Source organism: Cognatiyoonia koreensis (assembly GCF_900109295.1).
Classification (GTDB): Bacteria; Pseudomonadota; Alphaproteobacteria; order Rhodobacterales; family Rhodobacteraceae; genus Cognatiyoonia; species Cognatiyoonia koreensis.
In genome coordinates, this window is the sequence record NZ_FOIZ01000001.1 from 270,383 (window position 1) to 283,662 (window position 13,280).

The following is a 13,280-nucleotide window of genomic DNA, read 5'->3' on the forward strand; positions in this document are numbered from 1 at the left end:
CGCCCTAGTAGTCGCGTTCGAAGAATATCCCGATACTCGTTTCGCCATCAGCATCGACCGTGCCTTTGGCTGTGATTTCATCCGTGATGTCGAGGTTAATGTTCACCTCGGTCGATCCGTCGCTTGATACTGTCACGTCTGTGTAGACGTTCTCGGACACATAGGCGCCGGCACGCACAGCAGCATTGCCTTCATCGTCTGTCGTGACGTCGAAGTCATCCAGCCCGATGTTCTGGCGGAAGTCGTCAATCAGACCACCACCGCCGTTCCCGGCCAACGTACTGACGGCCGCAGCCAGCTGCACCGCCTGTAGCGGGCTGATTTCGGACAGGTCACGCCCAAAAATCAGCTGCGCCAGCACTTCGTCCTGCGGCAGTTCCGGCGTAGAGGAGAATGTCACTTCAGGTTCGGACGCGGGACCTTCGACGATGATGTTGATCACTGTCCCCGTCGCAGCCTCTGTCGTTGCGACAAGACGGATATAGGGTTCAAAATCGCCCTGTAGTGATGCCGTGCCTTCGCTCAGTTCAAAGCGCTGCTGCAGAATGTCGATCCGTCCGCGGATCAGATCGAACTGGCCGACAGGCACGACGTTCCCAACCGTGCCACCCAGATTTAGACTGCCGCCAAGCTCTGCATCCAAGCCGCGCCCGCGAATGAAGATGCGGGACGGTGCGTTGATCGTGATATCGAGCGGAAAGTCTGGCCCGCTTGTGGTCCTTGGGTTCGTTGTGCCGGCGGCCGCATTCACATCCGCCCGGTTCAGCGTGCGGCGCACAGCGGCGCTTTCACCCACATGGCGGACGTCTGGCAGTGATCCAAGCGAACTCAGGCTGGAAGAAGGGACCTGTATCTCTGATGGGCCAAGCGTCAGATCACCCGAAATGCGCGCACCGCCAGCAAGCGGACCACGGATCGCGATTGCCCCAGCGATGCTGCTTTCGTAGAGTGTGGGGTCTTTCAGGATGACATCGCGCAACGTCACGGTAACATCCGCGTTTTGCGGCTGCGTCAGGCCGATCGGGCCGCTGATGGATAATTGACCGCCGCGTTCCACATCACCAGTGACGTCAACCGTGGCTTGGCTGCCAGCAATGCTGACAAAGCCGTTGATATTCTCGATCGCCTGCGCCAGCGTCGGGGCCGCCAGCCGCGCACCGTTGACATTTATGCGACCACCAAGGGACGACAGCTGCGGTGGTCCGTTGACGTTCAGGGCAAAGTCGGCCTGACCTGACAGACGACGCGGCGCGATGATTTCATTGGCCAGACCAAGTGGCGCGTTGCCATTCACATTGATGTTGAGCGTGCCGTTATCGTTGGCGGTACCGTTGATATCTGCGCCAATGCCGCCCGGGCCGGTGGCAGAAGCATCAATCCCCCATGTGGTCCCATTTCGGCTGGCCGTGCCGGATGCCGTGACCGGCCCGCTTAATTGATCAGTGAAAAGCCCGATGTCGCGCAGGCGTGCATCGAACTGGCCAGTGCCGCCCGCGTCGGTCGCGTTCAGTGTTGCGCTCAACGAAATATTGTTTGTCTCAGCGCGCAGGTTGCGCACATTCAACCCGTTTTCGCCGCGCGAGATATTGGCATTTGCCGTCCCGCTGCCGCGCAACAACTGATCGACCGACGGATTCCCGATGCCGATGTCTTGCGTGCGCAGTGTGATTTCCGTGTTGAATTGCGACAGGTCAGGCATCAGCGTACCCACCACGACGGCGTCAATTCCGCCAGAAACAGGCTGACCGATCAGGTTCTGATAAGGACGCAGATTTGCGATTTGCGCTTTTGCATTGCCACGGATCTGCAGGTTTGGCGCAATGTTGGCATTGACGCTGATGTTCGTACCAGGGCCGGTTGCATCCAGAACGACGGCGGTATTTTCAGCCGCGTCCCGATCAACGTCAACAGTGGCGGACAGCGGGCCTGACAGGCCCGGCGCAATCAGCCCGGCGTCATTGATGACAAGATCAGCATTCGCGCTCAGCGCTCCGCTCAGTTCTCCGCTGGCAGTACCCTGGATGCTGGCTTGTGGCGTTTCGACTGACAGCGCGTTCAGGGTAAAGGATTCAGGCCCCGTGCGGGACAGGTCCGCCGACACCTGGCCAAGACCGCGCAGTAGCGGGTCTAGCTGTACGATCCCCGTTTGCAGACTGCGCGTCTGGCCGTCCAGCGTCACATCAATCTGTGATGCATCGGCTGCACCATTGACGTCGATTGTAAGGCTTACGGCACCTGCATAGGCGTCGCCGATCAGCGGTCTGTAGGTCGCAAGACTGGTCGCCGTGACACCGATGGTTGCAATAATCTGCGGGGTTTCGTCGGTGGTCAGCGTGCCGTTTGCGCGAAGCTGCGCGGAAGGTGCGTTGCCTGTCACGTCAAACAGGATCGGTGCATTGGCAGGCTGGTCGATCGTTCCAGTCAGACGGGCAGGGCCGCTGATCCCGTCAAGCACGATTGCGACGTCGTTCAATGCGACGTTAAACGCGGCTTCACTGCCATTGCTGGTCAGGTTCGCATCGGCTGTGATTTCGCCCGCATCCGTGGCAACGCGCAAAGCGCGCAGTCGTGTGCCTTGCGTGTCGCGCTCTGCGAGCATCGAAATTGTGCCGTTGCCTGCAATGATCGCATCGACCTCTGGAATGCCGATTTCCAGATCGCTCGTGGTGCCAGACAGCAAGACTTCGAAAAAGCCGTCCAGCGGGCTGATTGTGCTGATAAGGGACAGGTCCGCGGCACCACCCAGATCACGACCGGCAAGGGTGCTGAAGCGTCCCAGCGTCGTCACCGACAGCGCGATGTTGCTTTCGGTGCGCAAACCCATGTCAGGCCCGGCAATCGTTGCCTCCGCCAGCAGGGAAATACCGGAACCATTCAGAGTGATCTTCGAAATTTCAGTCGGTGATCCGGCCTGATAGCTGATCTGCGCTTCGCCGGTGATCGCATCGCCCACGGCTTCGGCGGTGCCTGCGTCGTCCAGTTCGACACCCCTCGCGCCATAGGTGAAATTCGCGGTCACTGATGGCATGTCGCCTACCAGCAAAGTGCCACCGCCTTGCAAATCCGTCGTGTCGATCCGCAGACCGGGCCGTTCAAGTCCCGCTATTCGAAAGCTCGCCGTCCAGTCATCTGATTGCGAACGGTCATAGGCCACATTCAGACCAACGCGTTCGACGTAGGTTTTCGGCCCGGCAAGCGGGAGCAGGACGATTTCGCCCGGCTGATCCGCAACTTCACCCGTGAGATCAATAAGGGTCGGCCAGCCAGTTTCATCAGTGACGACTTCGCCTTGCAGGCGGATTTTCTGGGCCGACAGCGTCAGGTCGGACAGATTGAATCCGCCGCTTGCATTCGCGCTACCGGTAACGGCAAGCTGTACGTCCGGTCCAAAGAAATCCTGATATTCGGGCGCAAAAAGCGGGGTGATATCACCGCCGACATCCAGATCGAAAACCTGTCCCGTTTCCGTTTCGCGCAAGGTGATATCACCTGCCAGACGTTCGCTTCCATCTGTGGCAAGCGTCAGTGTCGCTGCATAATCGGTGATGGGTCCCGTCCCGGTCAAGGACAGGTCGACAGCGGGCCGCCCGGGAAGGTCGATCAAGCGCGCGATAATTCCGGCAGGCCCCTCGTTCAGGTCCAGATCAAGTTCAAGCACCTGGCTGGTGTTGTCATAGCTTCCCACGATCGCGAAACGGCCTTGGCGGTCATCCAACCGGACCGCTTCGACATTCGCTGACCCGGCCCCATCCGCAAGCTGCGCAGTTCCGGTCAGGCTCAGCGTAACAGGTTCGCCAAGAAAACTTTCGCCAAGCGAGATTTCCTCGATCCGCAATTCGTCAAGTTCGATGCTTACTGGCAATTCGGGCAGCGCAAATGGTGTGGCTTCCGCGTCGGGCAGTTCGATACTGTCGTCGGGCAACGGCGCGCGTGCCACGGTGATCTTTGCGGCGCTGAGTTCCTGCACGTCGATCGCGCCGCGCAAAAGCGCAGAGCGATTCCAGTCTAGCGTCACGTCTTCAAGCGTCAGCCAGATCCCCTGACTGTCTGCAACGGTCAGCCGTTCAATCGTCGCTTCGGAACTCAGTGCACCTGCGAACCCGATGATGTTCACTTCTCGGGTATCGCCCGACAGATTGTCCTCGATCAGGTTGGTAAGATAACCTTTGTCTTCGTCTTCCTGCGACTGTGCATGGGCTGCAAAGGGCAACAACAAAAGTGCGGCAATGGCGGCGAAATGTCTCAAAATGCTTGTCCGATCCCGATGTAGACCTGCACGGAACCAAACGCATCATCACCGTTCGCGGGCGTGCCGATATCCAGCCTGATGGGTCCGATCCCTGTGTTATAACGCACGCCAATTCCGGTGCCCGCGTGCCATTCACCATCTTCCAAGGGCGTTGCCGTACTGCCGACAAACCCATAGTCATAAAACCCGACGACGCCGATGTTTTCCGTAACGCCGACCCGCGCTTCAAGTTGGGCACCTGCGAACGACAGGCCGCCCGTTTGGATCACCCCGCCGTTGTCAGCGGTTTCAAGACCGAGTGACTGGTAGGGTTGCCCGCGCACGGTGCCGCCGCCACCGGAATAAAACAGGAAATCTGCAGGGGCGGTCAGTGCGTCGACACCGATAACGCTCCCGATCTGGCCGCGCGCCGCGATCGTGAACCGATCGTCCGTGCCGAAACTGGCGTAAGCGCGCGCATCCGCATAAATACGCCCGCCATCGCCAGCGCCATCAAGGGACAGGAACGGCGTCGCATCAAGTTCAACGTAGTAACCGGAAGTCGGATTGGTCACGTCATTGCGCCGCTCCAGTTCAAAGCCGAGCGGTGCGGTCAAGAGAATGTACTCACGGGTCCCAAGTGCAGTCTCTTCACGCGCGGCAAGAAGCCCGATGCCGACGTTCGCAGTCAAGTCGTCACGGATTAACCGCGTCAGGCTGGCCTCTGTCGCGATGCTATCAAGAAGGAACTCCGGTTCATCCAGCCGCGAAAGCGTCGCGGTGGCAAGGAAATCGGTTTTGGGTCCATAGACAGCAGGGATATTAAGGCTGGTGGCTATCTTGTAATCAATGCCGCCTGTCTCACCGCCAATACCAGACACCTCGCCTTCGACGCGGAACCGTTCAGCCCCGCCAAATGCGTTGCGATGCATCCAGAATGCCGAAACAAGCAGGCCTTCGATTGATGATAGCTCTAGGCCAAAGCCGAAACGTCGCGGTTTGGATTCAACAATCTGGAGCGTAAAGGGCAAGGTTGCATTCGGTCCGATTTCGTCCGCTTCGGTCAGGGCGACGCTGTCAAACGCACCTGTCTTGCGCAAACGGCGTTCCACTGTCGTGATGGCGTCGGGGTCATAGATTTCTCCTGTCGGAAAACCTGCAATGCGCGCGATTGCAGAGGTGCGCACATCTTCATTCCCGTTGATCGTCAGGGGGCCGAACGTCAGCTGTTGGCCGGGGGCAAGGGTCACATTCACATCGAGTTCGCGTTGGGGGTGGCGGGCGACAATGGTCTGATCAGCCGGGCGCGCCTTGGCATATCCGATATCGCGCCACGCGTTCACACCGGTGCTGACGCTTTCACGGATAACATTCGCGCGCGCCGGTTCTCCGGTGGCAAAACGGTCAGGCAAGGTGGTGTTTGGTGGTAAGGGGGCAACGCCGACACGGCCAAAATCAAAGCGCGGACCACGATCTACGTCGATGACGACTGCGCTGATTTGGCGTGGTGCATCCAATGGTGCGATGTCAGCCGCCTCGCGCCCGTTGATTCGGATCGAAACTGTGCCGCCATAGTAGCCAGCACTGTAAAGTGCGGTGAGGATGCGGCGATAATCAGCGCGGGCGGCCGCCACGATATCTTGCGGTGCGACCTCTTCCTGTTCTTCCAGACCCAATGTCAGCGACGCGGCTTCGATGTCGCCGCGTAGGCCGTCGCCTGCATCGCCGATTTCAAGCGAAATGGATTGCGCGGCCAGTGGCCCGGATGCCAGAAGCAGTCCGGCCAATACGTAGTTTCTTAGCATCATCGCTCGCTTATGCCCCCAAAGCCGCGCGGTCACAAAATATGGTATGTTCTGAGTAGAGTAACTCGTGGCGTAGCGAAATGGTTCCAATGATGAATTCGCGGTGATCCGCGCGTTTTTTCGACGGTTTTGGACTACACAAGACCTTTGCACGGTCCTAGCCTGACCGTATCGGCGACAATGCAAGCCTCAGGGCGGAAAGGAATGGTCATGCTGGACGAAACGATGCCACCGCAAAAAGACCTGCGGCCCGCGTCCGAAGTCATGCGATTGCGCCGGATGGGCGCGGCATTCCCGACACGGCTATCGTTCCTGCGCACGCTTTTGCGCGGGATGGCAGAAGATAAGGTCTATGTGTGTCGTACAGTTTGGGAAATGTCACCGGACGGGTTTGGCCATGCGGTCTATTCCGTGTGCATTGGGGGCTATGACTATTCGCTTGTCGCGGTATCCACCGACTTGCCGGACGACATGCGAACAGACCGTGTGATCGCGACGGCGTGGGATACGTCCTACATCCTCTATGACGGCATTCCATCGGCGGAAGAAATCGCACGGATCGTGCGTGACGTGCCACATCAAGAGGCATCACGTTTTACCGAGCGCGATCTGGTTTTATCGCGCGCAAACAAATCAGTGCGTCTGTTTTCTCATGTTGTAGAATCCTTGCGGGCAGGGCGGCAGCCGGACCGCGACAGGGTTCTGGCGACCGGGTATCTGATGCGCACCACTGCTGTTTACGGGAACGGCAAGTTCGGAATTGCGGACCGCGACAGAATCGTTGATCGCCCCTTGTTGTCCGGTGCTTTCGCGGCCGAGATGTTGACCGTCCTTCTGATCCGCGGCTTTACTCACGACCTTGTGGAACATATCGGGGGGCATCCCTTGGACCGCGACGTAAAGCGCGCGCTGGGCATCGGGAATGCCACAGGTTTGGGTATGGCTCCGTTTCTTGTGTCCCATCCGCTTTTGCTGGACGCGTGGATGCAAGTGCGCGAAACGGCTTTGGCCCGCGTGCGTGCCATCCCGGCGCTGTGCCCCAATCAGGTATCGCGCATCTACGAACTTCTTGCACGGGCAGCGGCGCATCTGGGGGAGTGGTACGTCGCGGACGAGATTGCCGCGGGCCGCATTGACGTCATGCGTCGCGATTGGCTGGCCTTGACGGACCAGTTGACACCCGACCTGCTGTTGGGAGAGGCCCCCATCGATGCGATCATCCGGTTAAGCGAAGCCTACGCGATTGATACGCAGGAGCTTGTCGTCGCACTGGTTCTGGAGCCTTTCGGCGCGCTGATTGACGGATTGACCGATTGCATGGCCACGCCTTTCGTGCCGCAAATCGATCCGGTGATGACGCTAGATGAACTTAAGGATCATATCGCAACAGATTGGCAATTTGCGATAAATCTAGATTTCAACCATCCAGAATGTTGCGCACGTTTCTGGTATGTTTCGCAGGAAAAACAAGAGCCGCGATTAGGTGATCGGCATGCAGAACCAGGCGCGGAACTGGAATCACCGCTTGATATCGCGCGGCAAGTACAGGCCATGTCGCGTGATTTGGGGCAGCAGGAAAACGTCGCTGCGTTCTTGCGCGCCCATCCAGAGCATCGCAATGCCGTCTGCCGCGTGCAAACCCTCGCCCGTCATCCTTATGCAGAAATTCGCGACAACCTCATTGGGGAAGAATGCCTGCCTATCGACATGTTGCGCTGCAAGCTGGCGTTCTTCGGCGCTGCGAAGTTTGATCCCAAGTCGCATCTGTGGACACGCATCACGCTCGCGCAGGGTGCGCCTTTGTGGGACGAACTTGATGCAGCGGATGATTGGTGGTTGCCGAGCTTTGCCGCATGATCCTGTCCCGCAACGAGGTCGGGGCGACACTGTTCAAAGCCGCACGCGGTCAGGGCATGCCATTGGGCCATGCGGATGTCTTCGTTGCGGCGGCAGTACGCGCATTGGCGGACAAAGAAGGCGTCAGTGAACAGATCACGACCGCCTTGCGCGGCCCGCATCTTGCGCCGGATTTTCGCGCATCCCGCGTTGCCATGGCTGGTCCTGTTGCAATCGACGCGTTGATGTGCGGGGAGAATGCGATCCTGCTTGAGTGCGTCGATGCCCCTTCAGTTCTGTTTGCTATGGTGGAAAATTCAATTTTGATGAGTGGGTTACAGGTGGAAATTGAGGTAGACGAGGCGCGAATTGTCTTGCGACAGGTGACTGAAGCCGCTGCACGACCAATCACCCCTGGCCCGATCAAGGTCCCCGATACGGACTGGGATCTTTGGCAGCGCTGGGCAGCGCTGACCTATGTTCCGGAAAGCGATGCGTCACGGATCGGCGGTGCAGGTGCTGGTCTGACGGACAACGACTAGGCAAATGGATCGGCGTCATAGCCGACCCGTTCCAGATATAGCCCCTCGGGCGGGCACACCGGCCCGCATTTGCTGCGATCTTTTGCTTCAAGCGCATGCCGCACAGCGACAGGTTCCCAAGCGCCCGCACCGACCCTTTCCAATGTGCCGACAAAGCTGCGCACCTGATTGTGCAGGAACGACCGGGCACGCACGTGAAAGGTAATCAGCCCATCACCACGATCGACGACACGCAGTTCATCCAATGTCCGCACAGGGCTGTCCGCCTGACAAATTGATGAACGGAACGTCGTGAAATCGTGGCGTCCCAACAGATGGTCAGCCCCTTCCTGCATTGCCGCAACATCAAGCGGGGTATTCACGCGCCACATCTGCCCTGCAGCAAAGGTCAGCGGCGCGCGCCGGGTGATAAGCTTGAACAGATATTGACGCTCGATCGCTGAAAACCGTGCGTGCCAGTCGGGATCGACGCGGGCGCAGGCCAAAACAGCGACAGGGGCTGGTTTCAGGTGGTAATTCAGCGCCTCTGACAGACGGAATGGGTCCCAGTCTTGCGTCAGATCGCAATGGGCCACTTGTCCCATGGCATGCACACCCGCATCCGTCCGACCGGCGGCAGCAATCGTATGCGGGCCGGGTTCGAGTTTGGCCAATGCCGCCTCGATCGCGCCTTGCACGGATGGCTGGTCGGCCTGACGTTGCCACCCGGCAAAGGGTGCGCCTGCATATTCTATTTTCAGCGCGAAACGGGGCATGGCGGCGGGCTTAGGGGGAGAGCGTTATGAAATCAATCCCTACCCATTCGGCGATGTCACGCCTATTTAGAACCGAACGAATGTGAAGAAAGGCGGCACCGTGGTCATCAGCACCATCGCGGACCAGATATTGCGCGGCGTCGAAGGCGTCACCGACACGCTCTCGGCACCTTTCAGCGATCCGGTGATCCGTCTTGGTGTCACCGGGCTGTCGCGTGCTGGCAAGACCGTGTTTATCACGTCGCTTGTGGCAAACTTGATGAACCGGGGGCGGATGCCACAGCTGCGGGCGGCAGCCTCTGGCGCAATCCAGACGGCCTATCTGCAACCGCAGCCCGATGACACGCTCCCCCGCTTTTCCTATGAGGCCTATTTAGCGCAACTAACAGCGCAGACGCCCGAATGGCCTGATGGCACGCGGCATATTTCAGAATTGCGGCTGTCGCTAAAGGTTCAACCCAGCGGAATATTTGGCGCTTTGTCAGGGCCGCGCACCGTGCATCTTGATATTGTGGATTATCCAGGTGAATGGCTTCTTGATCTTGGGCTGCTTGATCTCTCGTTCGAACAATGGTCGGCCGCGGCGTTGGCCCGCATCGCCGGTCGCCCGGGTGATGCCGCGTTCATGGATGTCTTGGGCGCGGTCGATCCGGCAGATACCTTGGACGAGGTTACCGCGCAAAACCTTGCCAGTGCCTTCACGTCCCACCTGCAGGCGGCACGGGCTGCCGGTTTTTCGGACTGTTCGCCGGGCCGGTTCCTTTTACCCGGGGATCTGGCCGGATCGCCTGTATTGACGTTCGCACCCCTCCCGCCGGGAACTTATGGACGCAAATCGTTGGGGCGCGAGTTCCAGCGCCGCTTTGAAAGCTACAAACGCAATGTGATCAAACCGTTCTTTCGGGATCATTTCAGCCGGATCGACCGGCAGATCGTCCTCGTCGATGTCCTTGGCGCGATCCATGCAGGGCCGCCAGCCGTCGATGACCTGCGCAACGCGATGGCTGATATTCTGGGGGCTTTCAAGCCGGGCCGAAATGCATTTCTGACGCGGATTTTCCAAGGACGGAGGGTCGAGAAAATCCTGTTTGCGGCCACCAAGGCAGACCATCTGCATCACACGCAGCACAATCAATTGACGGCGATAACCGAGGCGTTGCTGCGCGAAGCAAAGGATCGCGCAGACTTTGCAGGTGCGCAGACGGCGGCGATGTCGATCGCGGCCTTACGCACGACTGTCGAAGAAACTGTCGATCACGTCGATGGCAAGCTGAACGTTGTGCGGGGTCGATTGCTGGACAACGGCAAGCAAGCCGCGTTCTATCCCGGTGCCTTGCCAACCGACCCGCAGCATTTGCTGGCCCCTGCCAAGGCGGGAAAGGACAAGTGGCTGGATCAGGATTATCAGGTCATGCGTTTCGCACCTGCCGCCCTGACCCTCAAACCCGGCGACGGACCGCCCCATATCCGGCTGGACAAGGCCGCAGAATTCCTGATCGGGGACAAACTATGAGCGGACCCAAAGGACCGGTTCTGATCGAACTTGAAGAGGCGAGCCCGCGTGAAACGCCTGCGACCGTCGCACCAGTGCCGGAAATTATGGATTCGCCGCAAGGCGCGGCGATGCAGACCGTCGCCGCAATCGCCGCGCGGCGGCCATCGCCCTTGGCCAAATGGTTCTGGTCGCTGCTTCTGACCTTGCTCGGCTTCGTGGTTTCGCTGGCCGCTTGGGATTACGTCAATGCGTTGATCGCGCGGTCCCCGATCCTTGGGATGTTGATCACCGCGCTTTTCGTTTTGTTCATCGCAGTTTTGTTGGCCATCGCGATCCGCGAATTGGCCGCATTGGGCCGGCTGCGCCGCGTCGATCGTATTCAGCGCGCTGCCATTGATGCGCTTTCCACGCATGATCTGCCAGCCGCGCGGGGGGTGATCGGTGAACTGCGCACACTTTACAACAAACGCGATGACGCGGCCTGGGGCACAGCGCGTCTGACAGAACTCGAAAGCGACGTACTGGACGCCGATGGCCTGCTCGGTCTTGCTGAAACCACTTTGCTTGAACCATTTGATGCGCGCGCCACGCGCGAGGTCGAAGCCGCCGCACGTCAGGTTGCCATGGTCACAGCCATCGTGCCGCTGGCGCTCGCGGATGTCTTTACCGCGCTTACCGCGAACCTGCGGATGATCCGGCGTATCGCCGAAATTTATGGTGGTCGCGCCGGAACCTTTGGCAGTTGGAGGCTGACCCGCACTGTCCTGACGCATCTTGTGGCGACAGGTGCGGTGGCCGTCGGGGACGATCTCATCAGTTCCATCGCGGGCGGGGGGATTGTCGCGAAAGTGTCGCGCCGTTTCGGCGAAGGTGTCATCAATGGTGCCTTGACCGCGCGAGTCGGTGTCGCGGCAATCGAAGTCTGTCGCCCGCTCCCCTTTCACGCAAGCAAGCGCCCGTCGGTGACAGGTCTTGTCAAACGTGCACTGACCGGGCTTTTCAGCGGGTGAAGTGAAGGCGTGGTGCCGGGCCAAGCGGAAGCGGGCCCAAGCTGCTATAGCCGTTTTCGAACTTGAGCGGCAGCACCATCTTGTCCTGACCGGCTGCAAACAGGCTGCCCATCGTCAGGGCCTGATCGGAAAAGTTGCGGTCAATGACACCGGCATCCACAAGGCGCGGCAGGATCGCCTGCCAGTTTTCGATCTCGAGCCCGATCTGCCCTGTCGGCAGCCCGGAAGCATCGACGTCAAGTTGACCCCGCCCGGTCAGGACGACGTTGTCCCAGGTGACCTGTACGGCGTTGACGACAATCTGTTCGACAATCACTTCGACCGTGGTCCGGTCAAGCGGGTCCTGCAGACGCACATCGGCGTCAGCCAGCATTGTTGTGATGGCACCGGTGCCTTCGGGCAAGGTGATGTCGTCGAGTTTGGCATAGACATCATAGCTTGCGTTCGTGTCGGGCTGCAGACGCGCCGCGGTAATCAGTTTGGTGATCAAAAGCGTCCAGTTGCGATCAGAAGTATAAGTCAGCATCTCGCCCTCTGCCGTGAGATTGTCGAAGGCAAGCGCAAGGTTTGGCTGGACAGTCGCACTCGCGCGCAATCGGTCGGCGGTCAGCGTGCCGGTATCGCCCGGAAAGCGAAGACGCTGTTCGTCTGGCAGCACGATGATGACATTATTGGGCCGGTAACTCAGGGCAAGCGCCTGCACGAAAGGGGCCTCGTATCCCCATTGATCCCCCGGTACGGCGAATGAAACATCGCTAAGTGTGGTGTCAAACCGCGACGGAAAACCACGCGTGTTCACCTCGGCCTCAGCGTCCCACCCTTCGGCCTCAAGCTCGACCAAAGCGGCGCGCACTCCGGCCTCGACCCGATTTGCGCCGATGAACCAGTAACCGCCGTAAAGGGCGGCACATATCACGATGAAATAGGTCAGTCGCCGCATGAAGGGGCCTTTCTGTTTCGCTTTGGACGGTGTTTATAGGGGGCGTCAGGGAAGGACCAGTGGCATGGCGTTTTGGGTATTCGGATATGGCTCGCTCTTGTGGAATCCGGGGTTTCACCCTGCGGAAGCCCGCCGGGCGGTCCTGAAGGATTTTCACCGGTCGTTCTGTATGCTGTCGATCCATCACCGCGGATCAGAAGCAGAACCGGGGCTGGTCCTCGCGCTTGACACACAGGAAGGGGGGCAATGTACGGGCGTGGCCTTTCGCATTGCTGAAGAGGATGAAAATTCGGTTCTGGCAGCCCTCCGGGAACGCGAATTGATTTCATCGGCATACTACGAAGATACCCTGCCGCTGAAATTGGACGACGGACGCGACGTGCACGCGCTCTGCTACATCATCAACCGGGATCACCGGCAGTATTGCCAGTACGACCTCGAAACTCAGGCGCAGATTATCGCCCGATCCGTGGGCGGAAAGGGGCCGAACCCTGAATATCTGTTCAACACCGCAGACCATTTGACCGAAATGGGTATCCGTGACGACGATATGGGCTGGTTGGTCACACGCGTGAAGGAAATCATGAAAGCCCATTAAACGGTTTCGTTTTGCGCATTCGGCGCTATGATTTCCGGCAACCAAATACAACGAGGACCCAGCGCGTTGAG

At 59.2% G+C, this 13,280-nt stretch carries 9 protein-coding genes; 5 read left to right on the top strand and 4 right to left on the bottom strand.

The features are described 5' to 3' along the window. Positions 1-4: 4 nt before the first annotated feature. Together BMY44_RS01280 and BMY44_RS01285 are read right to left on the bottom strand one after the other, a co-directional pair. Positions 5-4,246 (bottom strand): translocation/assembly module TamB domain-containing protein, encoded by a 4,242-nt coding sequence (locus BMY44_RS01280; protein WP_242650454.1) that lies wholly within the window; start codon positions 4,244-4,246, stop codon positions 5-7. Next, a complete protein-coding gene (locus BMY44_RS01285) occupies positions 4,243-6,015 on the bottom strand; it encodes an autotransporter assembly complex protein TamA (protein ID WP_242650455.1) in 1,773 nt (590 codons plus the stop codon). Before BMY44_RS01285 ends, BMY44_RS01280 begins: the two co-directional genes overlap by 4 nt. 228 nt (positions 6,016-6,243) lie before the next feature. On the opposite strand from BMY44_RS01285, the gene BMY44_RS01290 reads away from it, so the two are divergent. Next, a complete protein-coding gene (locus tag BMY44_RS01290) occupies positions 6,244-7,890 on the top strand; it encodes a hypothetical protein (protein WP_089994341.1) in 1,647 nt (548 codons plus the stop codon). Beyond that, positions 7,887-8,411, top strand: coding sequence for a hypothetical protein (locus tag BMY44_RS18275; protein WP_089989315.1), 525 nt, complete (start codon positions 7,887-7,889; stop codon positions 8,409-8,411). Before BMY44_RS01290 ends, BMY44_RS18275 begins: the two co-directional genes overlap by 4 nt. Here BMY44_RS18275 and truA read toward each other — a convergent pair. Next, positions 8,408-9,166 carry a tRNA pseudouridine(38-40) synthase TruA gene (gene truA / locus BMY44_RS01300; RefSeq protein WP_089989318.1) on the bottom strand — a complete coding sequence of 253 codons (759 nt, stop codon included), beginning with the start codon at positions 9,164-9,166 and terminating at the stop codon, positions 8,408-8,410. The genes BMY44_RS18275 and truA overlap by 4 nt on opposite strands. Before the next feature lie 100 nt (positions 9,167-9,266). On the opposite strand from truA, the gene BMY44_RS01305 reads away from it, so the two are divergent. Both BMY44_RS01305 and BMY44_RS01310 read left to right on the top strand, forming a co-directional pair. Next, on the top strand, positions 9,267-10,679 hold the full coding sequence (locus tag BMY44_RS01305; RefSeq protein ID WP_089994344.1) for a YcjX family GTP-binding protein: 1,413 nt from the start codon (positions 9,267-9,269) through the stop codon (positions 10,677-10,679). After that, positions 10,676-11,671, top strand: a complete 996-nt coding sequence (locus BMY44_RS01310; protein ID WP_089989322.1) for a YcjF family protein — start codon at positions 10,676-10,678, stop codon at positions 11,669-11,671. The genes BMY44_RS01305 and BMY44_RS01310 overlap by 4 nt, the downstream gene beginning before the upstream one ends. On the opposite strand, the gene BMY44_RS01315 is transcribed toward BMY44_RS01310, so the two are convergent. Continuing rightward, complete coding sequence (locus BMY44_RS01315) at positions 11,661-12,611, bottom strand: DUF2125 domain-containing protein (RefSeq protein ID WP_089989324.1); 951 nt, start codon at positions 12,609-12,611, stop codon at positions 11,661-11,663. The two genes, BMY44_RS01310 and BMY44_RS01315, sit on opposite strands and share 11 nt — an antisense overlap. A 64-nt stretch (positions 12,612-12,675) precedes the next feature. Here BMY44_RS01315 and BMY44_RS01320 point away from each other — a divergent pair, with 64 nt between their 5' ends. Then, positions 12,676-13,209 carry a gamma-glutamylcyclotransferase gene (locus BMY44_RS01320; RefSeq protein WP_089989327.1) on the top strand — a complete coding sequence of 178 codons (534 nt, stop codon included), beginning with the start codon at positions 12,676-12,678 and terminating at the stop codon, positions 13,207-13,209. The last annotated feature ends 71 nt before the right edge of the window (positions 13,210-13,280 follow it).